The 22,545-nt window shown below is 59.5% G+C and carries 23 protein-coding genes; 9 read left to right on the top strand and 14 right to left on the bottom strand.

Going from position 1 to position 22,545, the window contains the following annotated elements; all coding sequences use genetic code 11:
• The 7 genes from nqrF to E5E97_RS10200 all read right to left on the bottom strand — a co-directional run bounded on the left by nqrF (position 1) and on the right by E5E97_RS10200 (position 6,571).
• Positions 1 to 1,224, bottom strand: a complete 1,224-nt coding sequence (gene nqrF / locus E5E97_RS10230) for an NADH:ubiquinone reductase (Na(+)-transporting) subunit F (protein WP_011705064.1) — start codon at positions 1,222 to 1,224, stop codon at positions 1 to 3.
• Positions 1,225 to 1,241: 17 nt separating this feature from the next.
• A complete protein-coding gene (nqrE, locus tag E5E97_RS10225) occupies positions 1,242 to 1,838 on the bottom strand; it encodes an NADH:ubiquinone reductase (Na(+)-transporting) subunit E (protein ID WP_005303538.1) in 597 nt (198 codons plus the stop codon).
• Positions 1,839 to 1,841: 3 nt separating this feature from the next.
• On the bottom strand, positions 1,842 to 2,474 hold the full coding sequence (locus E5E97_RS10220; protein ID WP_005303545.1) for an NADH:ubiquinone reductase (Na(+)-transporting) subunit D: 633 nt from the start codon (positions 2,472 to 2,474) through the stop codon (positions 1,842 to 1,844).
• A complete protein-coding gene (locus tag E5E97_RS10215; RefSeq protein WP_011705063.1) occupies positions 2,467 to 3,255 on the bottom strand; it encodes a Na(+)-translocating NADH-quinone reductase subunit C in 789 nt (262 codons plus the stop codon). Before E5E97_RS10215 ends, E5E97_RS10220 begins: the two co-directional genes overlap by 8 nt.
• Positions 3,245 to 4,474: an NADH:ubiquinone reductase (Na(+)-transporting) subunit B gene (locus E5E97_RS10210; RefSeq protein ID WP_011705062.1), complete on the bottom strand. Its 1,230-nt coding sequence runs from the start codon at positions 4,472 to 4,474 to the stop codon at positions 3,245 to 3,247. Before E5E97_RS10210 ends, E5E97_RS10215 begins: the two co-directional genes overlap by 11 nt.
• Positions 4,475 to 4,477: 3 nt before the next feature.
• Positions 4,478 to 5,821, bottom strand: a complete 1,344-nt coding sequence (locus tag E5E97_RS10205; protein WP_118881736.1) for a Na(+)-translocating NADH-quinone reductase subunit A — start codon at positions 5,819 to 5,821, stop codon at positions 4,478 to 4,480.
• Between the two features lie 441 nt (positions 5,822 to 6,262).
• On the bottom strand, positions 6,263 to 6,571 hold the full coding sequence (locus E5E97_RS10200; protein WP_011705060.1) for a BolA family transcriptional regulator: 309 nt from the start codon (positions 6,569 to 6,571) through the stop codon (positions 6,263 to 6,265).
• A 206-nt stretch (positions 6,572 to 6,777) separates the two neighbouring features.
• Here E5E97_RS10200 and E5E97_RS10195 point away from each other — a divergent pair, with 206 nt between their 5' ends.
• The 6 genes from E5E97_RS10195 to E5E97_RS10170 all read left to right on the top strand — a co-directional run bounded on the left by E5E97_RS10195 (position 6,778) and on the right by E5E97_RS10170 (position 11,993).
• A complete protein-coding gene (locus tag E5E97_RS10195) occupies positions 6,778 to 7,920 on the top strand; it encodes a methyltransferase (RefSeq protein WP_171280237.1) in 1,143 nt (380 codons plus the stop codon).
• A gap of 24 nt (positions 7,921 to 7,944) precedes the next feature.
• Positions 7,945 to 8,517: a YajG family lipoprotein gene (locus tag E5E97_RS10190; RefSeq protein ID WP_011705058.1), complete on the top strand. Its 573-nt coding sequence runs from the start codon at positions 7,945 to 7,947 to the stop codon at positions 8,515 to 8,517.
• A 15-nt stretch (positions 8,518 to 8,532) separates the two neighbouring features.
• Positions 8,533 to 9,084: a peptidylprolyl isomerase gene (locus E5E97_RS10185; RefSeq protein WP_005303575.1), complete on the top strand. Its 552-nt coding sequence runs from the start codon at positions 8,533 to 8,535 to the stop codon at positions 9,082 to 9,084.
• Between the two features lie 115 nt (positions 9,085 to 9,199).
• Positions 9,200 to 9,529, top strand: a complete 330-nt coding sequence (locus E5E97_RS10180) for a hypothetical protein (protein WP_041217194.1) — start codon at positions 9,200 to 9,202, stop codon at positions 9,527 to 9,529.
• A gap of 85 nt (positions 9,530 to 9,614) precedes the next feature.
• Positions 9,615 to 10,994, top strand: a complete 1,380-nt coding sequence (locus E5E97_RS10175) for an MFS transporter (RefSeq protein WP_171280236.1) — start codon at positions 9,615 to 9,617, stop codon at positions 10,992 to 10,994.
• A 156-nt stretch (positions 10,995 to 11,150) separates the two neighbouring features.
• A complete protein-coding gene (locus E5E97_RS10170; protein ID WP_011705056.1) occupies positions 11,151 to 11,993 on the top strand; it encodes an outer membrane protein OmpK in 843 nt (280 codons plus the stop codon).
• Positions 11,994 to 12,095: 102 nt separating this feature from the next.
• Here E5E97_RS10170 and E5E97_RS10165 read toward each other — a convergent pair whose 3' ends face one another.
• Positions 12,096 to 12,578, bottom strand: a complete 483-nt coding sequence (locus tag E5E97_RS10165) for a YajQ family cyclic di-GMP-binding protein (RefSeq protein ID WP_118881738.1) — start codon at positions 12,576 to 12,578, stop codon at positions 12,096 to 12,098.
• Between the two features lie 357 nt (positions 12,579 to 12,935).
• Here E5E97_RS10165 and E5E97_RS10160 point away from each other — a divergent pair, with 357 nt between their 5' ends.
• Together E5E97_RS10160 and E5E97_RS10155 are read left to right on the top strand one after the other, a co-directional pair.
• Positions 12,936 to 13,883, top strand: a complete 948-nt coding sequence (locus E5E97_RS10160; RefSeq protein ID WP_118881739.1) for a ketopantoate reductase family protein — start codon at positions 12,936 to 12,938, stop codon at positions 13,881 to 13,883.
• A 33-nt stretch (positions 13,884 to 13,916) separates the two neighbouring features.
• Positions 13,917 to 14,492, top strand: a complete 576-nt coding sequence (locus tag E5E97_RS10155; RefSeq protein WP_118881740.1) for a DJ-1 family glyoxalase III — start codon at positions 13,917 to 13,919, stop codon at positions 14,490 to 14,492.
• Between the two features lie 97 nt (positions 14,493 to 14,589).
• Here E5E97_RS10155 and alsS read toward each other — a convergent pair whose 3' ends face one another.
• Complete coding sequence (gene alsS, locus E5E97_RS10150; protein WP_118881741.1) at positions 14,590 to 16,260, bottom strand: acetolactate synthase AlsS; 1,671 nt, start codon at positions 16,258 to 16,260, stop codon at positions 14,590 to 14,592.
• A 27-nt stretch (positions 16,261 to 16,287) separates the two neighbouring features.
• Positions 16,288 to 17,067: an acetolactate decarboxylase gene (gene budA / locus E5E97_RS10145; protein WP_019841137.1), complete on the bottom strand. Its 780-nt coding sequence runs from the start codon at positions 17,065 to 17,067 to the stop codon at positions 16,288 to 16,290.
• A 109-nt stretch (positions 17,068 to 17,176) separates the two neighbouring features.
• Between budA and E5E97_RS10140 the strand changes: the two genes are divergently transcribed.
• Positions 17,177 to 18,061, top strand: a complete 885-nt coding sequence (locus E5E97_RS10140) for a LysR family transcriptional regulator (RefSeq protein WP_011705050.1) — start codon at positions 17,177 to 17,179, stop codon at positions 18,059 to 18,061.
• A 128-nt stretch (positions 18,062 to 18,189) separates the two neighbouring features.
• Here E5E97_RS10140 and E5E97_RS10135 read toward each other — a convergent pair whose 3' ends face one another.
• From E5E97_RS10135 to E5E97_RS23510, 4 genes are read right to left on the bottom strand one after another with little or no spacing between them, the layout of a single operon-like run.
• Complete coding sequence (locus tag E5E97_RS10135; RefSeq protein WP_171280235.1) at positions 18,190 to 18,894, bottom strand: DUF2931 family protein; 705 nt, start codon at positions 18,892 to 18,894, stop codon at positions 18,190 to 18,192.
• The gene (locus tag E5E97_RS10130) at positions 18,894 to 20,894 is read right to left on the bottom strand and encodes a DUF2235 domain-containing protein (RefSeq protein ID WP_118881742.1); all 2,001 of its coding nucleotides are present in this window, start codon (positions 20,892 to 20,894) and stop codon (positions 18,894 to 18,896) included. The genes E5E97_RS10135 and E5E97_RS10130 overlap by 1 nt, the downstream gene beginning before the upstream one ends.
• Positions 20,894 to 21,694, bottom strand: a complete 801-nt coding sequence (locus E5E97_RS10125; RefSeq protein ID WP_118881743.1) for a DUF4123 domain-containing protein — start codon at positions 21,692 to 21,694, stop codon at positions 20,894 to 20,896. The genes E5E97_RS10130 and E5E97_RS10125 overlap by 1 nt, the downstream gene beginning before the upstream one ends.
• Positions 21,691 to 22,368, bottom strand: coding sequence for an ADP-ribosyltransferase (locus E5E97_RS23510; protein ID WP_240332748.1), 678 nt, complete (start codon positions 22,366 to 22,368; stop codon positions 21,691 to 21,693). The genes E5E97_RS10125 and E5E97_RS23510 overlap by 4 nt, the downstream gene beginning before the upstream one ends.
• Positions 22,369 to 22,545: the final 177 nt, after the last annotated feature.

The following is a 22,545-nucleotide window of genomic DNA, read 5'->3' as shown; positions in this document are numbered from 1 at the left end:
TTAACCACCAAAGTCATCCAGCAGGATGTTTTCGTCTTCAACACCGAGGTTCTTCAGCATGTTGATGACGGCAGCGTTCATGACGGGAGGCCCGCACATGTAGAACTCGCAATCTTCCGGCGCCTCGTGGTTCTTGAGATAGTTCTCGAACAACACGTTGTGGATGAAGCCGGTGTAGCCGTCCCAGTTGTCTTCCGGTTGCGGATCGGACAGGGCGACGTGCCACTGGAAGTTGTCGTTCTCGGCCTGCAGCATGTCGAAGTCTTCGACATAGAACATCTCGCGCTTGGAACGGGCACCGTACCAGAAGCTCATCTTGCGCTTGGTCTTCAGACGGCGCAGCTGATCGAAGATGTGGGAACGCATCGGTGCCATACCGGCACCACCACCGATGAACACCATCTCGGCATCGGTGTCCTTGGCGAAGAACTCGCCGAACGGACCTGAGATGGTCACCTTGTCGCCAGCCTTCAGGCTGAAGATGTAGGAGGACATCTGGCCGGGAGGGGCAGTCCAGTTGCTCGGCGGCGGGGTCGCGATCCGCACGTTCAGCATGATGATGCCGAACTCTTCCGGATAGTTGGCCATGGAGTAGGCACGGATGATCGGCTCGTTTACCTTGGACTCCAGCTCGAAGATCTTGAAGCGATCCCAGTCACCGCGATACTCCTCGGGAATATCGAAGTTCTTGTACTGCACGTGGTGAGCCGGCGCTTCGATCTGGATATAACCACCGGCGCGGAACGGTACGCTCTCGCCATCCGGGATCTGCAGCTTGAGCTCCTTGATGAAGGTGGCCTTGTTGTCATTGGAGATGACGGTACAGTCCCACTTCTTCACCCCGAAGATCTCTTCCGGCAGTTCGATGTCCATGTCGGAACGAACGGTGACCTGACAGGCCAGACGCTCACCGTGACGGGCTTCGCCCTTGCTGATGTGATCCAGCTCGGTCGGCAGGATATCGCCGCCGCCGGATTTCACCCGTACCTTGCACTGACCACAGGAGCCGCCGCCGCCGCAGGCGGAGGAGACGAAGATACCGCTGCCGGCCAGCACGCCGAGCAGCTTGCCACCCGCCGGGCTGGTGACAGCCTTGGCCGGGTCGCCGTTGATGCTGATTGTCACGTCACCGGCGGTCACCAGCTTGGACTTGGCGAACAGAATGACTGCCACCAAGGCCAGCAGGATCACGGTGAACATGACCACACCCAGAATAATTTCCATCTATATTTCCTTTCCGATTACAGGGAAATACCAGAGAAGGACATGAAGCCCAGCGCCATCAGACCCGCGGTGATGAAGGTGATGCCGAGGCCACGCAGGCCTTCCGGAACATCGGAATACTTCATCTTCTCGCGGATCCCCGCCATCGCGACGATGGCAAGCATCCAGCCGGCACCCGAACCCACGCCATAGACCACGGACTCAACGAAGTTGTAGTCACGCTGCACCATGAAGGAGACGCCACCAAAGATGGCGCAGTTCACGGTGATGAGCGGCAGGAAGATACCGAGCGCGTTGTAGAGAGCCGGGAAGTACTTGTCCAGCGCCATCTCCAGGATCTGCACCAGTGCCGCGATCACCCCGATAAAGGTGATGAAGCTCAGGAAGCTCAGATCCAGGCCGGAAACCAGGGCACCGTCCTTGAGGACGTAGTTGTAGATCAGGTTGTTGGCCGGGACGGCCACGGTCTGAACCACGATAACGGCGATCCCCAGGCCCATGGCGGTCTTGACCTTCTTGGACACCGCCAGGAAGGTACACATCCCCAGGAAGAAGGAGAGCGCCAGGTTCTCGATGAAGATCGAGCGAATCAACAGACTGATATAGTGTTCCATACCTTAATCCTTCGCCTCCACCTGCTTGGGATCCTTGGTGCGCACGCCCCAGATGATCAGACCAATGATGAAGAACGCACTCGGCGGCAGCAGCAGCAGGCCGTTGGGCACATACCAGCCGCCATTGTTCACCAGCGGCAGCAGTTCGATGCCAAACCAGGTACCGGAGCCCAGGATCTCGCGCACGGTGGCCACGGTCAGCAGCACGGCGCCATAACCCAGACCGTTGCCGATACCGTCCAGGAAGGAGGGCAGCGGAGCACTCTTCATGGCATAGGCTTCGGCACGACCCATCACGATACAGTTGGTGATGATGAGGCCGACGAACACCGACAGCTGCTTGGAGATGTCGTAGGCATACGCCTTGAGCACCTGGTCAACCACGATAACCAGCGAGGCAATCACCGCCATCTGGGCGATGATCCGCACGCTGTTCGGGATCTGGTTGCGGATCAGGGAGATGAACAGGTTGGAGAAGGCGGTGACCGCGGTAACGGCCAGCGTCATCACGAACGCCGTCTTCATCTGGCTGGTAACGGCCAGCGCGGAACAGACCCCCAGCACCTGCAGTGCGATGGGGTTGTTGCCGAGCACAGGCGTCAACAGCAACTTTTTCATTTCGCTCTTGTCAGCCATTGTTGATTTCTCCTGCACGAACCTTGGCCAGGAAAGGACCGAAGCCCTTGGGACCCATCCAGAAGTCGAAGGTATGCTGTACGCCGTTACCGGTCAGGGTCGCGCCGGACAGGCCATCGATCTCATGCTCGGAACCAGCCGGAGCATGACCCTTGATCACCCGCAGTGCCGGCATGCCATCCTGATCGAACAGCTTCTTGCCGACGAACAGCTCGCGCCAGGCCGGATTTTCGATCTCGCCGCCCAGACCCGGGGTTTCACCGTGGTCATAGTAGGTGATGCCCTTGATGGTCTGGCCATCGGCCGCGACCGCCACGAAGGCGTACATGGTGGACCACAGACCCTGGCCGTAGATCGGCAGGATGATGTTGTCGACCTTGCCCTCGGCATCTTTCGCGAAGAACACCGGGATCAGTTTGGAGATTTGACGCAGGCCGGCCTTGTCGTCGGCCGGGGCCAGACGAATGCTCTTGGCCGGGTCTTTTGCCGCCAGCTTGGTATCGAAGTTGTCGGCATCGCCGTCAACGAACTCACCGGTAGTCAAATCGACCAGACGCGCTTCAATCTTGTCACCATACAGCTGGGCCAGATCGCGCTTGGCCACGCTGCTGATGTCGACACCGGCGACGGACAGAATGTTGCTTTGCTTGTCCAGCGCCCGGTTTTCCAGCTGGGCCGGACGCAGTCCCACGGCTGCCACGGAGACCACGATGGAGCAGACCAGGCACAGACCGGTCACTATGGTGAGGGTGCCGACAGTAGAGTCTTTATTAAACGCCACGAGCGATCCTCCGCTTGATGTTCGCCTGCGCCACGAAATGGTCAAACAAGGGGGCAAACAGGTTGGCAAACAGAATGGCCAGCATCATGCCTTCCGGGAAGGCGGGGTTCACCACCCGGATCAGCACCACCATCACCCCGATCAGGGCGCCATACCACCACTTGCCCTTGTTGGTGAAGGCAGCGGAGACCGGATCGGTCGCCATGAAGGCCATACCAAAGGCGAAGCCGCCCAGCACCAGATGCCAGTGCCACGGCATGTTGAACATGGGGTTGGTATCGGAACCAATGACGTTGAACAGCAGGGAGGTCGCTACCATGCCGATCATCACACCGGCGATGATGCGCCAGGAGGCGATCCGCATGTAGACGATCATGGCCGCACCGATGAGGATCATCAGGGTGGAGACTTCACCGATGGAACCGGGCAGGTTGCCAAGGAAGGCGTCCATCCAGCTGATGGTCTGGCCGGTGGCACCGTTGATCAGCGCCATCTGGCCGCCCTGGGCCCACTGGCTCAGCGCGGTGGCACCCGAGTAGCCGTCGACGGCAACCCAGACAGCATCACCGGAGATCTGGCCCGGATAGGCGAAGAACAGGAAGGCACGACCCGCCAGCGCCGGGTTCAGGAAGTTCTTGCCGGTACCACCGAACACTTCCTTGGCCAGCACCACACCGAAGGTGATACCCAGGGCAGCTTGCCACAGGGGCAGCTCGGGCGGCACGATCAGCGCGAACAGGATGGAGGTCACGAAGAAACCTTCGTTGATCTCGTGCTTGCGCACCATGGCGAACAGCACTTCCCAGAAACCACCGACCAGGAACACGGTCAGGTAGATGGGCAGGAAGTGGGCAGCACCGATCAGCATCTTGCTGCCGATGCCGGCGACGGCCGGATCCAGCGAAGCACCCAGCAGGGTGGCGATGGTGTATTGCCAGGTGTCGGCACCGGCAGCCGTGCCCAGATGGGCGATGGCGGCGATGGATTGGTTGCCGACGTTGTACATGCCCCAGAACATGGCCGGGAACACGGCCAGCCACACCATGATCATCATGCGCTTCAGATCGATCGCATCACGGACGTGGGCGGCATTGCGGGTCACGGAACCCGGGGTATAAAACAGGGTGTACGCCGCTTCGAACAGGGCATAGTACTTGGCGTACTTGCCACCCGGCTCGAAGTGATGTTCCATATTTTCAAGAAGTTGCTTGAAACTCATCGCTTAACCTTCCAGTTCGATCTTGGTCAGGCACTCACGCAAGACTGGGCCGTACTCGGTCTTGCCGGGGCAGACGAAGGTACAAAGCGCCAAATCTTCCTCATCCAGCTCCAGACAGCCGAGTGCTTGTGCATTGTCGGTGTCGCCGGAGACCAGATCCCGCAGCAGCAGGGTCGGCAGGATGTCGAGCGGCATCACGCGCTCATAGTTGCCGATAGGCACCATGGAGCGATCACTACCGTTGGTGGTGGTAGTGAAGTTGATGAGTTTGCCCTTCATCAGGTGAGAGAGGGTGGTACGGGTGATGGAGAACTTGCTGGCGCTGGGATTGACCCAACCCAGGAACTCTTTCTCGCGACCTTCACCCAGTACGCTGACCTGATTGTGGTAGCGACCCAGGTAGTCATGTACCCCTTCGGCCTTGGCACCGCTCAGCAGGGAACCGGAGATGATGCGATTCTCGTCCGCACGCAGCTCGTTGTTGGTCAGCTGGCTGATGCAGGCACCCATGCGGGTACGCATCAGACGCGGTTTGACCACGTTCGGGCCGGCCAGCGCGATCACCTTGTCGGTAAAGATCTGACCGGTGGTGAACAGCTTGCCGTAGGCGATCACATCCTGATAGTTGATGTGCCACTGCACCTTCTTGGCACCGACCGGGTCCAGGAAGTGGATGTGGGTACCGGGCAGACCGGCAGGGTGCGGGCCGACGAACACCTCTTCCTTGACTTGCGCCAGGGAAGCGTGCGGCAGGCTCGCCTCGCCCTTGCAGACGTAGACGGTGCCATCGGTCAGACGAGTCAGCACGGCCAGACCGTCGAGGAAAGCCTGAGCCTGTTCCTTGATGATCAGCTCCGCACTGGCAGCCAGCGGGTTGGTGTCCATGGCGGTGACGAAGATGGCGCGAGGGGTGGAACCCACGGCCGGCACCTTGCTGAACGGGCGGGTACGCAACGCGGTCCATTGGCCGGACGCGACCAGGATCTCCTGCACCTTGCTGCGCTCGAGCTTGGCCAGCTCGGCAGAAGCAAAGTGCTCGAAGGTCACCTGCTCGTCGGACCCATCGATATCGATGACAACGGATTGCAGAATGCGCTTGGCACCCCGGTTGATCTCTGAAACCACACCGGTGGCGGGGGCCGTGAATTTAACGCCGGGATTCTTCTTATCTTCGAAGAGCTCCTGACCTTTAATGACGCGATCACCTACTTTGACAAACATAGTAGGACGCATCCCCACGAACTCTTCGCCGAGTGTAGCAACACGGGTGATGGCCGGGCCATCGTAGATTACTTGCTCCGGAGCACCCAGCACGGGGATGTCCAGTCCTCTTTTAATTGTAATCATACTCACTTGCACTACCGTTAAGGGAAGACAGGTTGGTTAGCGCCGAGAAATACATCACGACGAGTTGTTGAATGAGCCCGTTGATGTTGCGGGATGATGTCGAAGAAATAAACAAATCAGCAACATACAGGGTCATTCAAAAGCGCCTGAGTTTACCACTTATGGCGAGTTGCCTGCCATGCAAAATGGGGAAAATCCCCGCTCTATCACAAAATCATCGAAATTTAATCACGCAGCTTTTTTTCACGAAACCTCAGGCGCGGCTTCGAGTTAGCCATTATTACCTAAAAATGGGTAATGGTTTTTATGTTCAAAAAAGGATTAGAAATCTTGATGTCAGGGCGGGAGGTTGGCGTCCCGTTCCACAGCCCGGAACGCCACCGGAAAACGTTTATGAATTGTTAACTAGTCGCAGATTGAGTAATCAATTCGTCAATAGCCTTAGGAGAGGCCGTTTTTGCTGACGCAGCTGGGGGTGGTCGGTGCCTGCTCCCGCTGTTGCCACTCCTGCTCGGTATAGGTATGCAGCGCCAATGCATGAATGGCTCCCGCCAACTCTTCGGCCAGCACTCCGTTGACCTGACGATGACGCCCCAGCAGCCGCTGCCCCTCGAACGCCTGGCTCACCACCACCACCTTGAAGTGGCTCTCGGATCCCGGCGCCACCCGGTGCATGTAGCTTTCGTTGATCACTTCCAGATGGCTGGGGGACAAGGCGGCGGCCAGCTTGGCCTCGATCTGTTGTTGCATGGTCACGAGCAAAACTCCCAAAGTGGATGTCCGGCCATTGTAGCCAGGGTTGGCCGGATGACGAAATCGTCCAGAACGGGAAAATGGCACGCTTTTCCCCCGCTGCCGTGGCGGCCGGGGCTGGTGAAATTCTCCGCCCCCGCTAGAATAGCGCCACTTTGCGCCCCGTCGGCGCCCGTTACATGAATCAGCTGGACACTTCGCCTATGCAAACCCTTCTCGACACGGCCCATTGTCGCCTGACCCTGTATCGCTATCCACGCCAGCTCCAGGATCCGTTGCAGGCCTGGGACGCCGCAGACGAGTACCTGATCAACACCCTGGCCGAGGAGCCCCTCGAGCGCGACGGCCCGGTCATCATCATGAACGACGGCTTCGGCGCGCTGGCCGCCTACCTGCACGGCCATGCTCCCGTCAGCGTGACCGACTCCCATATCAGCGAGCGGGCCACCCTGGCCAACCTCGTGGAAAACGGCCTGGATCCCCATGCCATCCGCCTGCAGGATGCACTGGCCTCCCTGCCCGATGCCCCCGCACTGGTGGTGATCAAGGTCTCCAAGTATCAGGCGCTGCTGGAGCAGCAACTGCTGGCCCTGCGCCAGGTGGCCACCCCCGCTACCCGCGTCATCGCCGCCGGCAAGGCCAAGGACATCCACAGCTCCACTCTGGCGCTGTTTGAAAAATACCTGGGGCCGACCCGCACCTCGCTGGCCTGGAAGAAGGCCCGCCTCATCCACTGCACACCGGCCGCTACGCCTGCCGAACGGCCCGCGCTGGCCAATCCCTTTCCCACGATCTGGCCGCTGGAGGGCACCGACATGCTCATCCACAACCACGCCAACGTGTTTTCACGCACCAGTCTGGACATCGGCGCCCGCTTCATGCTGGACAACCTGCCGATCCACAGCGCCCGCAAGGTGATCGATCTGGGTTGCGGCAACGGCGTGCTGGGGCTCTCCCTGCTGGCACGAGACGCCGAGGTGGAGGTGACCTTCATCGACGAGTCCCACATGGCGGTCGCCTCGGCCTGGCTCAACGTCGAACACAATCTGCCGGCTGCCCTGCCCCGCGCCCACTTCCTGGTCAACAACTGCCTCGACGGCGTGGCGGTCGGCTCGGTGGACCGGATCCTCTGCAACCCGCCGTTCCACCAGTTGCAGGCGATCACCGACCATATCGCCTGGCAGATGTTCAGCGATGCCCATCGGGTGTTGCCCAAGGGCGGCGAACTCTGGATAGTAGGCAACCGTCACCTGGATTATCACAACAAGCTCAAGCGCCTGTTTGCCAACGCACAAGTCGTTGCGTCGAACAGTAAATTCGTTATTTTGAAAGCCATCAAACGCTAAACAGAAAGCTAAAGGAAACCCATGATGAAAAAGTCACTCTTGCTGCTGGCCGCCCTGATGCTGGGTGGTTGTGCGACTCACTGGCCGGAGACTGCCCTGCTCAACCCGCAGGTGATCCCCTCCAATCAGCAGTACTACTCCGGCAACCGCATCACCCTGGAAGGGGTGGACAAGCGTGAAGCCGCCTACGTCTTCTCCATCAAGAAGAAAGAGAAGGCAGCCGTACTGGTCAACAGCGAACAGCCGCTCAACAACCTGCTGGCCGAAAAGCTGGCGGAAGGGCTGCGCAGCCAGGGGCTGGAAGTGGGCAACAGCGGTACCACCAACCTGACCCTGGCCATATCCAGCGCTGCGGTCACGGTGGAAGAGAAGACCTTCACCTATGTCACCAAGTCCCGCGTCAGCCTGCAGGTGATCGCCGATTTCCAGGGCAGCAAGCTGACCAAGCAGTTCAACATGTCCTCCAGCAAGGAAGGCCCGGGTGAGCCGAGCATGGCCGAGCTGGAGTCCATCCTGAACCAGCAGCTGGGCAGCCTGCTGCAGCAGATCATGGCGGACAACGCCCTGCGCGGTTATCTCAAGGGTCAGCCGAGCTGAGCGAGGAGCGGATAGATGAAAAAACTCTGGTTACTGGCCATGCTGATCGCCCCGCTGGCGTTCGCCGGCCCCAAGGTCAGGATGGAGACCAACCACGGCAATATCGTGGTGGAGCTGGCGTCCAAACAGGCGCCGCAGACGGTGAAGAACTTCCTGCGCTACGTGGCAGATGGCAGCTATGACGGCAGCATCTTCCACCGGGTGATCCAGGACTTCGTGGTGCAGGGGGGCGGCTACAACCAGCAGTTCCAGCAACTGCCGACCTTCGATCCCGTGGTCAACGAGTCCAAGGGCGGCCTGCCCAACAAGCGCGGCAGCATCGCCATGGCCCGCACCCAGGCAGTCGACAGTGCCACTCGCCAGTTCTACTTCAACCTGGTCGACAACAACAACCTCAACGCCAATGCCGGCGCCGGTTATACCGTGTTTGGCCAGGTGGTGCAGGGCATGGAGGTGCTGGACAAGCTGGCCCAGGTGCAGACCGGTTACAGCCCGATCCTGCGTGCCAACGACGTTCCCACCAGCCCCATCATCCTGAAGAAAGTGGTGCTGCTGGCAGACAAATAACGCGGAGCGGATCACATTCCGCCACCCCGCGCGCTGGGTCGCCGGCGCCCCTTTCTATACTCTGGCCTTGCCCCGCTGTTCGGGACTAGGCCCACAAGAGGAGAAGGAGGTTCCGGTGACCTGCAATGATTACATCGCCCAGCATGCCATCCCGCTGGCCCAGACGGTTCGTCACTTTCTGGCACGAGAGATCCCCTATCAACAGCTGGAAGATCTGAGCTGGCAGCTGCTGTCCCACTGGCAGGATCTGCCCCAGGTTCCCACCGACAAGACCCCGGCCTCCGAGCAGGAGGGGGTATTCTGGCACCTGCTACACAGCCTGCACCAATGGGATGAACAGCAGATCATCGCCGACGTCTGGCTGCGCCTGCAGCTGATGGAGTGCGCCAATTACCTGACCACGGACGGGCCGCTGCCGCGCCACTGCATCGGCCTGCGCCCCTGAATCGCGCAACGTCACCCCCGGCTTGCCTTGGCTATCCCTCTCGAACCTGACAAAATGGCGCAATTTTCCCAGAGGAGTCAGGTATTTGAACACTGTCCGTACACCGAGCTGGCGAGACTCGCTCGCCGTCTACCTTGAGACTCGGGTTCTCATCCTGTTTGCCATGGGATTCTCTTCCGGCCTGCCGCTGCTGCTGGTGTTCGGCACCCTGTCGTTCTGGCTGCGCGAAGCGGATGTCAGCCTGACCGACATCGGCTACATGAGCTGGGTGGCGCTGGCCTACGGCTTCAAGTGGCTGTGGTCACCGCTGGTGGATCGGCTGCCGCTCCCGCTGCTTTCTCGCTGGCTGGGCCGGCGCCGCAGCTGGATGCTGCTCTCCCAGTTGCTGATAGCCGCCTCGCTGGTGGGCATGGCCTTCTGCGATCCCAAGACCCAGCTCGCCCAGCTGGCCCTGTTCGCCCTGCTGGTGGCATTTGCCTCCGCCACCCAGGACATCGTCATCGACGCCTATCGCATCGAGTCGGCCCCCGAGCGGCTGCAGGCGGCCATGGCGGCCTCCTACATGACCGGTTACCGGCTGGCGATGATCATGGCCGGCGCCGGTGCACTGGCGCTGGCCGCCTGGCTCGGCAGCAACAGCGGCTATGACTACAACGGCTGGCGACTCACCTATCTGCTGATGGCGGGATTGATGTCCCTCGGCGTCATCACCACCCTCTGCTGTCATGAACCGGTGATCGACCTTGCCAGCCAGAATGAGCAGCAGGCGGCCCACAAGGACTTGTTGCTCGCTCGTGGCTGGCCCGCCTCGCTGGCCGGGCTCGGCGCCTGGAGCCACGAAGCCATCTGGTGCCCGTTTGCCGACTTCTTCCGCCGTTACGGCGGCTCGGCCCTGCTGATCCTCGGGCTCATCGCCTGTTATCGCATTTCGGACGTGGTGATGGGGGTGATGTCCAACAGCTTCTACGTGGACATGCAGTTCAGCAAGACCGAGGTGGCCACCATCACCAAGGTGTACGGGGTCATCATGACCCTGGTGGGGGCCGCTCTGGGCGGTGTGCTGGTGATGCGCTTTGGCACCCTGCGCATTCTGTTCCTCGGCGCCCTGCTCACCGCCAGCACCAATCTGTTGTTCGCCCTGCTCAACGAGGTGGGCCACAACCTGGAGCTGCTGACCCTGATCATCTCGCTGGACAACCTCAGTGCCGGCATTGCCACGGCCGCCTTCGTGACCTATCTGTCGAGCCTGACCAATGTGGCCTTCTCCGCCACCCAGTACGCCCTGTTCAGCTCGGTGATGCTGCTGCTGCCCAAGCTGCTGGCGGGTTTTTCCGGCCGTTTCGTCGAGCAGTTCGGCTACAGCAGCTTCTTCATCAGCACCAGCCTGCTCGGTATTCCGGTGCTGATCCTGATCGTGCTGGTTGCCAAACGAGGAAGATCCTTGCTATCGCAATCGGATAAATAGCAAGCGTTTGCGTAAAATTGGGGGTGATTAGATTCACACTTCCGAATAAAGTTCCCCGGTGCTGGTTTCTCCGATGAATTTATTTGGCTAGAATCCCTTCCGCTCCTTGTGGGCAGGCTACGGAAAACCTCAACTAACGCACAAGAGACCAATAAAATGGCCAAATTTACCAAGACTCTGATCGCTGCCGGTCTGCTGGCTGCCGCCGCTACCCCGGCCTTCGCTGCTGACTACAGCGGTGACATCCACAAGAATGACTACAAGTGGATGCAGTTCAACGTCATGCACACCATCGACCAACGTCCTTTCACCACCGGTGCTGAAGATTACAACGACACCTACTTCGAAATGGAATTCGGTGGTCGCTCCGGCCTGTTTGACCTGTACGGTTACGTCGACGTCTTCGATATCTTCGACTCCCGTCACAGCGACAAGCACAAGGGTCAGAACCTGTTCATGAAGTTTGCGCCGCGTATGTCTCTGGATGCGCTGACTGGTAAAGATCTCTCCTTTGGTCCGGTGCAAGAGGTCTACATCGCCTCCCTGAACAACATCGGCGACAACCAGATGGAGAACATGATCGGTCTGGGTGCTGATGTACAAGTGCCTTGGTTCGGCAAAGTGGGCATGAACCTGTATGCTCGTCACGCTACCGAAAACCAGTTCTTCACCGAAGAAGAGGGTGAGTGGAACGGTTACTGGTTCGCCATGAACTGGTTCAAGCCTTTCTACACCTTCAGCAACGGCAGCTTCGTCTCCTACCAGGGCTACCTGGATTACGCCTTCGATCTGGACACCCACAACCGTGCTGACCGTACCAGCGACAACCTGGCTACCTTCCACGGTATCTACTGGCACTCCGATCGCTACGCCGTCGGTTACGGCCTGAAGTACTTCATGGATGCCTACGGCACCAAAGATGGCTCCACTGCCTACGACGGTACCCCGTGGAAGAGCTCTGGCTTCAGCCACTACTTCTCCGTTACCTACAAGTTCTAATCGAACGGGTATCAGGGATACAAAAAACCGGAGCAGCTGCTCCGGTTTTTTTATGGCTTGCTGCCGGCAACAGGGGAGAGCCGCGCCCTCCCCCGGCCATCATCAGTCGCGGAAATTCTGGAACTGCATCGGCTGACCCAGCTCGGCGCCGCGCACCAGGGCCATGGTCTCCTGCAGGTCGTCACGCTTCTTGCCGGTGACGCGCACTTCGTCACCCTGAATGGCGGCCTGTACCTTGATCTTGGAATCCTTGATCAGCTTCACCAGCTTCTTGGCGATCTCTTTGTCGATGCCCTGCTTGAACTTCACGGTCAGGTGGAAGCGCTTGCCGGAGTGAATGCTGTCACCCACGTCCATGGAGCTGTTCTCGATGTTGCGCTTGAGCAGGGCAGCGCGCAGGATCTCGACCATCTGCTTGAGCTGGAAATCGGCATCGGCCTCCAGCTTGACCTCTTCCTTGTTCAATTCGAAGCTGGCTTCAACACCACGAAAATCGAAACGGGTCGCCAGTTCACGATTGGCGTTGTCGACGGCGTTCAACACCTCGTTCATTTTGACTTCAGAGACAATATCGAATGACGGCATAGTGGGCTCCTCATGTTGCGCTATAAGGGGGCAAATCTACCAGAATTACGGCAAATTTGCTGATTTCGATGGGGCTGCTCTGCTAGAATCCCCTGCGCACAGGAATGGCGAGACCCGTTAGAACCTGTTCAAGATCTGCCGCGAGAGGTCGTCCGCAAGGTAAGGCGCTGCGCAGGAGCCGGCACGTATATGAATATGTGAGCTACCGGTTCCCTATAAGCAAGCTTCATACAAGCCTTGATCACGACCTCGCAGCAAGATGATGAACTCGTTTCTGGTGTCCGCCAGGCGACATCTTCACTTATCCCCGGCAGGCGGTTGACTGGAATGCAGCCCCTACCTTGATTGAGTCTCTCCATGCCAAGCGGATCACGCGATTACAACCTGACACAAAGTCGACACACCTCCTCCCCCCAATGGACACTGCTGGGCTGCGGCGCCCTGGGCGGCGTCTTCGCCTCCCTGTTGACTCAAAGCGGCCAGGCCACTCGCGTCTTGCTGCGCGAGCGCCACCGCTCCACCCTGCATCCAGGCATCGACTTCACCTCGCTGGAGGGCCACACCCAGCTCATCAACATCGAACGCGGTTTCATCAGCCAGCCCGGCCAGATCAAACGGCTGCTGGTGATGACCAAAGCCGGCCAGGTCATCGAGGCGCTGACGCCGCTGGTGGGCCAGCTGGCGACCGACGTGCCCATCGTGCTGCTGCACAACGGCATGGGGATCGCCGAGCAGGTAGTCACCCTGTTCCCGCACAATCCGATCATCGCCGGCGTCACCAGCCATGGCGCCATGCAGAGCGGCCACTTCGTGTTCCGCCACACCGGCAAGGGCGAAACCTGGCTCGGTCCGGTCAACGAGGCGGCCAAGGCCCATACCGCTCTGGCGGACGATCTGGCTGCCGCCCTCGGTCAGGCCGGTTGGGATGAGCAGATCCAGGCTCGCCAGTGGCAGAAGCTGGCGGTCAACTGCGCCATCAATCCGCTCACCGCGCTCTACAAGCTCAAGAATGGCGAGCTGGCCGGTCCGCGTTTTGCCGATGCCCTGCAGCAAATCTGCGTGGAAGTGGCGGACGTGATGCAGGCCGAAGGCCAGCCCACCGGCAGCGACGAACTGCTGCGCCGGGTCATGACGGTGGTGGAGCTCACCGCCGACAATTACTCTTCCATGTATCAGGACATGGAGCAGGGGCGCGAAACCGAGATCGAGGCCATCACCGGCTTCCTGCTGGCCCGGGCTGCCTGCCACGGCATCGCGGTGCCGGTCAATCAGGGTCTCTATCAGGCCATCAAAGAGAAGCAGTGAGCCCGGCGGGCTCGCCAACGCAAGGAGCAAAGGATGAGCGTACTGGTACTGGTGGCCCCCGGGTCGGAAGAGATCGAGACGGTCGCCATCGTCGATACCCTGGTGCGCGGGGCCATCGAGGTGGTGCTCGCCTCCTGCTGCCCCGCCGGGCAGCGCCAGATCCGCGCCTCCCGCGGCGTGCAGCTGGTGGCGGATTGCCACCTCGACGAGCTGGCTGACCAGGAGTTCGAGGCCATCGTCGTGCCGGGCGGCCTGCCCGGCAGCGAGGTTATCCGCGATACGCCGCGCGCCATCGCCCTGCTCAAGGCGCAGGCGGCAGCGCAGCGCTGGCGGGCAGCCATCTGCGCCGCCCCCGCCGTGGTGCTGCAACACCATGCTCTGCTGGGGGATGCCAGTGCCACCTGCCATCCCGGTTTTCAGGACCGCCTGCCCGCGGCGCAGCTCAGTATGGCGCGGGTGGTAACCGATCAGGCCCATCGCCTGATCACCAGCCAGGGACCGGGCACCGCCATCGAGTTCGCCCTCGAGCTGGTGCGGGTGCTGCGCGGTGACGAGGCTGCTCGTGCGGTGGCCGACCCCATGGTGTTGCCCCCCTCTCTCATGCCCTGAGTGACTCTTCCTTTCGCAATGACAGAGCGCCCCTTGCCGATTGGCAAGGGGCGCTCTGCGTTGGGCGGGCCGCTTCGCAGCCTCCCTCAGATCCGGCTCAACTGAGCATTTCGGGTCTGAGCTGCTCCATCAGCAGGTGGTTGTCGCTGTAATCCACCGGGATGGCCACCACCGCCGGCCCGCTCACCGCCATGGCGGCGCGCAGGGTCGCTCGCAGATCCTCGGCGCAGGTGACGGCAAACCCGGCTGCCCCGAACGACTCGGCATAGGCCTTGAAGTTGATGGGGCCGAAACTCACCCCGGAGCTGCGACAGTACTTTTTCTCCTCCTGCATCGCCACCATGTTGTAGCCGTTATCGACCCAGATGATGTGCACTATGTTGGACTTGAGCCGCACCGCGGTCTCCAGCTCCATGCTCGACTGCATGAAGCTGCCATCGCCGGACACCGAGATGATCTTCTCCCCCGGGCGCACCATGGCGGCCCCGATGGCCCAGGGTAGCGCCACCCCCATGGTCTGCTGGCCGTTGGAGATGAGCACCTGGCGGGCCCGGAAGCTGTAGAGATAGCGGGCAATCCAGATGTGGAAGCTGCCCATGTCCACGCACAGGGTCATGTCCTGCCCGATGATGTCCTGCAGCTCCTTGACGATGCGCAGCGGATGAATGGGGGTGCCCCCCAGCCGGCCGGCATGTTCGGCGAGCTGATGGCGCTGGGCACGGATCTCGCCGAGCAGCGCGGTAATGGCCGGATCCCGCGCCAGCGGCTGGTGCAGCATCCGGGTCAGCCGCGCCAGGTTGGCGCTGATGGAGCCCACCAGCTCCACCGCCGGGCAGTAGCTGCTGTCGATCTCCGCCGGCAGCGCATCAATGTGCAGCAGCTGGCGCTCGCCGGTACCGTTCCACAGCACGGGGTCGTATTCGATGGGGCTGTAGCCGATGCAGACCACCAGATCCGCATCCTGCAGCAGCTTGTCCCCCGGCTGGTTGTTGAACAGCCCCACCCGCCCGGCAAAGTCGTCGAAATGGTGGGTATCCACCACCCCGGCCGCCTGATAGGTCCCCGTCACCGGCAACCGGCTCTTGTCGAGGAAGGCGCGCACCGCGAGGGAGTTTTCCGGCCGGCTGGCCAGCAGACCGAGCAGCACCACCGGCTTGCGGGCCTGCGCCAGCAAGCTCAGCGCCCGATCGATGCCGCGCTCGTCGGCCGCCCCCGGCTCGGGGATGGCGCTCGGCACCAGGATGGCGCCATCGGCCGGCTCGTTGATGATGTCCATCGGCAGGCTGACGAAGGCCGCCCCGGGCCGCCCCAGCTCGGCGCTGCGAAAGGCGTTGGCCATCACCTCGGAGAGGGCGGAGCCGGTGCCCACCTGGGCGCTGAACTTGGTGACCGGCCGGCACAGGCTGACGGTATCCAGGCTCTGGTGGGTCAGCTTGAGGCCGTCGGCCCGCCGCACCGCACCGCCCAGCGCCACCATGGCATCCCCTTCCGAGGTGGCGGTGGCAAGACCGGTGATGAGGTTGGCGCAGCCCGGCCCCGAGGTCACCAGCGCCACCCCGGCCTTGCCGGTGAGCCGGCCGACGGCGGCGGCCATGAAGGCGGCATTCGCCTCGTGACGCACCACTATGGTTTCGATGGGAGAGTCCTCCAGCGCATCGAATACCCTGTCGATCTTGGCCCCGGGAATGCCAAATACCTGCTTGACCCCTTGCTCCTCCAGATGGCGTACCACCAGTTCGGCCCCACAGGCCCAGTGTTGATTTTCCATGATGTCACTCCTTGTTAAGCGAAGGGTTCAGCCTTCGGCGGCGCGGATGGCGCGGTCCAGATCGGCGGGATTGAGATCGGCCTGCTGAAAGGCCGGATTGCGGGGCAGCTCGATGTTGAGGTGTTGCACCACCGCCAGCTGCAGCTGGCCGTGGCCCATGGCGTAGTCGAGGATATGGCCGCCACCCCGGCGATCCTCGGTGATGAAGTGCTCGTGATAACCGGCCACATTGATCCCCTGCACGAAGGGCGGGCAACGAAAGCCGACCAGGGTGCCACGCCGCTGGCTGAACGAGAACAGCGGCTGGGCCTCGATGGCCTCCAGCATGGGCTTGTAGGGGGGATGCTGGCAGGGAACGGTGCGCACCTGCGCCTGCTCGAACAGGCCGTCGAGCCGAAAGGCGACGAAGACGTTGTCGGTGCCCACCAACCGATCCACCCACTGGTGGATCTCCTCGCGGCTCAGGGGATGATCGAAGCGGCGCTGCAGACAGGGGCGAAAGTGGGTCATCACCGCAAACGGGGTCTTCTGCTCGGCGCGGGCCGGACGGGCCGAGCCGTCAGCCTTGAGCTGGTGGATCTGGCGCTCGAAGGCAATCAGCTCACCGTCGAGCCGGTTGAAGGTCCCGAGGCCAAAGTCACCGTGGCGCAGCAGATCGGCCATGGTGGTCTCCCCCTCGTAAACCCCCGCCAGCAGGGCACTCATCAGGGAGCTCTGGTAGACCTCGCCGCCCCCCTGGCGAGCCTGCCAGCGAGCAAACTGCTGGCTGATTTCGATGGCGCAGTCACATGACGAATTGGTTTCCATTTGGATTTCACCTCCAATCCTGTTAGGTTGGCAAATCAGGATTCAATAGTGACCAAGATCACAGTTTGATACCAATATCCAAACCCATCAGCTTCGAGACGTACCAGATATGGAATTCCGTTACCTGCGCTACCTGGTGGCCGTGGCAGACAAACAGAGCTTTACCCGCGCCGCCGAGGCGTTGGGCATGGCCCAGCCGCCGCTCAGCCAGCAGATCCGCAAATTCGAACAGGAGGTGGGCACGCCGCTGTTTCACCGGCTGACCCGCAGCGTGGAGCTGACCGAGGCGGGGCTGAGTCTCTATCAGGATGCCAAGGGGATACTGGCGCAGACCGAGCAGGCCATGCAGAAGGCCAGGCGCATCGCTCGCGGCCAGCTGGGTTCACTGCGCCTCGGCTTTGCCGGCTCCACCGTGCTGCACCCGAGCGTGTTGCAACTCATCCACGACTTTCGTCAAGCCTGGCCGGAGGTCAGCCTGCACCCCATCGAGAACAGTATGCCCAACCTGGTGCGCGATCTGGTGAGCGAGGAGCTGGATGCCGCCATCCTGCGCCTGCCCTGCAGCAGCAGCTCGGCGCTGGCTCACCACCTGATCGACGAGGAGGAGATGCTGATCGCCCTCCCACCACACCATCCGCTGGCCGGCAGTGGCGCCATCCCCATCGAGGCGCTGGCGCAGGATCCCTTCATCCTGTTCCCCCGCGAGCTCGGGCCCGGGCTGCACGACGCCATCACCCAGCGCTGCCAGCGGGCCGGTTTCAGCCCCCGCCTCGGCAGCCAGAGCCCGCAAGTGATCTCCACCGTCGGCATGGTACAGGCCGGTTTCGGGGTCGCCATCATCCCGCGCTCGGTCAGCGAGCTGCACCCCCACGGCGTCAGCTATCACCCCATCGCCACCGAGCCGCTCACCACCCGCATCAGCCTCGCCACCCGCCGCCATCCCCGTCAAAAAAGCCTGCAACATCTGATTGGGCTGATCCCCGGCCATCATTGAAAGACAAACAAAAACCCCCATCGGCATAAGCTGATGGGGGTTTTGGCACCGTATTATTTCGCGAACAAATATTGGCCTGCTGAGTAATTCAACTCACCTTTATCGCCGGTTTAGATGAAACAGAATCGTTATTCAGCCACAGGATTCACATCGGTGGCGGGCTGGGCAGCACGATAGGCATCCATGATGGGAGCCCAACCCATTCCGTTAGGAACTGGGTTGGGCTTGAATAGCTCACCATATTTTTTGCCAAAATCATCCATACCATATTGGCGCACTATCGATACTTTCTGATCATACCAATCATCGGTTACCTCTTCGGCTATGCCGCGAACAAGCAGTAGGTCAGGGCTGAGCTGCAATCCTCCTCCGGTTAATATGACCTCGAAATAACCACCAGGAGCCAATCCAAAATAGAGGCGATTTCGTCTATCATAACGCCCTTCAACCAAATACACCTGACGCATTTTTTGCTCTAGATCGGTAGGTAAATCCACTTTGATGCGGTAGCGCTTGCGATCATGGAACGAAACCAACTCAATCACAGCTTTATCGGGGATGGGAACACCGTCGGTAGGCAGGCCTCCGCCGCCTGCCCAATAGTAACGTTTCGCCTTGATTCGATCGGCAAGTAGACCTCCAGCCCCGCCTCCAGCCAAGCGGTCGGCATAAACCAGTTTCCCTCCAAGATAGAACTCGGTCTTGGTGTTCTTAGTAAGATCTATATTACTGCCTGTACCATAACGCCAAGAAAAAGACTTAATCTGTGTATCCGCAGCACAAGCCAACAGAGGACAAAGCAGACCAAGAACTAACATCAATCGCTTTAACATCATGACCCCTTGTTCCCTATCAGTTTGCGCCTCTCTTTACTGATACTCGTTTCGTATTTATTGGTATTGGCCGGATTGGCGATGCCCTTGTTACTGGCACTGTGGTGCAGATAGTCACGACGCAAAGCGCGGTAAACATCGGGCGATAATCGATGAGCCAAGTTTTTGGCAACCTTCTGTTCGATGGCGGATAGGGCCCAAAGTTTATCCAGCGCCTTCAAGTCAGCCTCTGGCCGTTTAATAGAGAGCGGCTCAAGCTGCAATGATCTATCATCTGGCATCCACGCTTTAAACGGCACCCCCACAGCCCGGCCTGCCTCAACCATCATATGTAACGGAATACGGGAGTATTCCCCCTCAACTACCCTGCTCATCAGTACTTCTACATAGACCGACTTTTTTCCGGGGCCTGTGCCATTTTTCCCCTCGGGACGCCGGAAGGAATAAGGTTTCAGGCTGATCGCCCCCAGCGGCGGCACGGCACCACGAGGCAGGTTGGGGTTGATAAGAGTGACCCAGCCCAACGTTCGTTTCTCCTCGGCATACGCCTTGGCTTTTTGATAGGCAATGCTCCCGGTATCTGATGTTGAAACAGTTTCCACACTCATAAAACGTTCCAACTCAATACACTCAATCAGAGCTGGATCGCTGTTGGGATTACTCAAGCTCCAGCGGCTATAGTAACCGCCACCTATATCAGAGTGAGCCCCCGGTAGCGCCAGCTCAGTAAAGTGAGCAGGAGTACTCGTGCCTGCAGCATCTTCTGTAATACGTGATAGCGGGAAGTATTTGCGCACTTCATCCAGCGCGGTGAGATGTACCACCCGTTCTGCACAATCTGCTTTTAGCTGAACATTGACATCAGGATTGTAAGAAGAAACTACGGTATCGAACAGGCCCACAAAGGTGAAGCAAACATCATCGCGGCTAGCCCAATCAAAACCCGCCTTAAGGCGAATATCCGGGCTATTCGCCATAGCTTGCGCCAATGGATGATCGGATTTTTGGTCGATAGTATTAACGAAATGGCGAGCAGCAGCAGCGCCCCGACTAAAGCCAAACACATCGAATACGATTCGATGGATGCAGTCGATACTTGGTAAAACATCACGAAGATCATCGTGGATACCCATCAGAATTGTATCTGTACAAGCTAGCGTCACTTTGCCAATAATGGATGTGTTTTCCCCACCAAAATCGAGATCAAATCCCTGGGTCAAGGTGTCATCCGAACGATATTCAGGGCCATTTTCTCCTGCGATTGGGTCGCGAGTCCCAATACCACTGATATAGCTGTGAGCCACCAACGGGCCTGCTGCAATGTCATATTGCTCAAACAACTTGCCCACATTGGTCACATCATTGGCGGAGCTACCTTCAACCGGGCTTTGCCCCATCTGGCAACCCTGTAGCTCTTTCTCCCGCTGCGCCGGATCTGAGCAGGTTTCCAGAAGCCACTGCTCTACTTTTTGCAACCCCGCCTGGGCGTTGTGGGTGTTGTTGCCGGTACCATCAAAGAACACTCCGATGCGCAAGATATTGATCTGATAACCTTTAACTTCAATCACATAGGAATGCTTAGTGAAAAAGCGGGGAGGCTGAGCCTGTCCTGCCTGATGTCCTTTCGGTAGTGGCTGCTCTGGTTCAGTGAGGCAGAGATCGCCGGTGGTCACCTTGATATGCTCTCGTTTGACGTCGCAGTGTCCGAATAGCTTGTCTGTATAGGCGGGTACTAGTGTGCTCTCATCCTCCTTGAGGACCTCACGGGACTGCGCCGCCTTGAGCCAGGCTGGCGTCTCGATTTTTACTGTCACCGGGCCAACTGCAAACCCTCGCACCAGGGTGGGTCCATCCTTCAGGGTGATCGTCTCTGACTTGCCTGTTTCGTCAGTCAAAGTGGCCTTTAGCCCCTTGAACGAACGGTTGTGCTCATCGCGAATGTCTACCTCTATCCAGTTATCATAACGTTCGCAAGGGATACAATGGGGATCTGCCGCCATCAGGATACTCCTGTCAATTCGTGATGTTTGTTCAGCCAGTTGGCTACCTGAACCAGCTCATCGTCGGTCAGCATCAAAGGCCCCTGTATATCTTCAAGAGGCAAATTGGCCTGCAAGGTCAAGACGCCAGCCACCACACCATCGCGCACATCTTCTTGCTGCCCATCCAAATTGGCCTGTTTGAGAGTGGGTAAAATGGCCCCGGCCGGGTCAGGATGGCGCTCCATCATAGCCGTCATGGTCTGCCATAACCGCCGCCGCAAGATGTAGGCATGACGGTTTTCGTCGTAGAGCCCAGCCAGATGATGAGGCCGGATATGAAACCAGGGGGTTTGCAATGCGGGTTGGAACCGGGCATGAGGCGTGCGAAAGAAGGCCTTGCCATGGATCCAGAGCCCGGAACAGGGCCCCAGCACAGTATCGCGTTCATCAGGGGTCATGGCACTGAGCATGGGCAAGAAAATGCGTGGGTCAGAGAAACGAAACCAGACAGCTTCTCCCTCGCGTATCGCTTCTATCAGGCTCTGCCAATGGCGGCGGATCAGCTCCACTGATTGGTCGCTGATCAGGTAGAAGCCGCTCAGGGTGGGATTGGCCATCATGAACTCAGCGGAAGGCGCTGGCAGCAACCAGGGCCCCAACGCAGACTGCTCATCGAAAGCGGTACCGGCAAAAAGTGGATTGGCATTCTCTCCATCATAGGTATAGAAATCTGCCACTGCTGACGCCGCTAGCGCTCCATCGATGACGGCATATATTTCACCCGCTTGCTTGCCAGCGAGCCAATCAGATAACGTCATAGTACGGAAACCTCAATCAGTCGCTTGATCCTGCTGCGGTTATCCGATGCATTGTCAGAAGTTGGAATCGTATTGAGCAAGGAGTCAAAATATCCGCTCATGGAGGAAACCACTCGATCGACCCTTAGTCTGGTCTGGGTCGGAAACAGCATTTCTGCTTCCCCCTTGAAGTGCGCTGCGTCTCCCAGCAGACGACCACCATGACCGGCAGGCAGGCGGATCTTCAACAAGGTATCGTTGACCCAGGCCTTGTCCGGTGAGGTACTCATGAATCCTGACTCAACAACGATATTGCCCACCCCTGTGAACTGATCTTTCAGGGCTGTAAGCTCCGGCTTGTCCAGCGCCAGGCCCCGGTAGACGAAAGACAAATCAGGTGAAGCCGGCAATTTCGCCAGACCAGCCTCCACATCGGCAACATAGGCCTTCATTGCCTGGTCAAACTCACTCGCAGATGTCGGCTCATCATTCAAATAGCTGCGACTAAGCAGGGTATCGATGGCCTCTTGCTGCTTGTAAGGACGATCACGCAAATAGTTATTGAGCAATGTGTACCCCTGCGCCGAATAGTATCTAAGTGCTTCATCCGCTTTGGATATCTCTACCGTCGCCCACTTCTTTGCCGGCTTTTTGCCTTCCCCTATGGCCGCAACGGGTGGCGGCGGCGGTGGCATCATTGGACCTCCGGCAAGCTGGGGTGGGGCGGGCGGTGGAGCTGGTGGGCCCCCGGCAGGCGGAGGGGGTACAGGTGGTGGAGCGGCTGGACAAGGCTTGGCCAGCGGTGCCATGGACTCCATGCTCTTGTGAATGGCCGGGGCTGGCAATGTTGCTGGTGGTGGTGTTGGCACCTC

It is taken from the genome of Aeromonas sp. 2692-1 (assembly GCF_013085505.1).
GTDB lineage: Bacteria > Pseudomonadota > Gammaproteobacteria > Enterobacterales > Aeromonadaceae > Aeromonas > Aeromonas hydrophila.
This window is presented reverse-complemented; position numbering and strand designations above follow the sequence as displayed.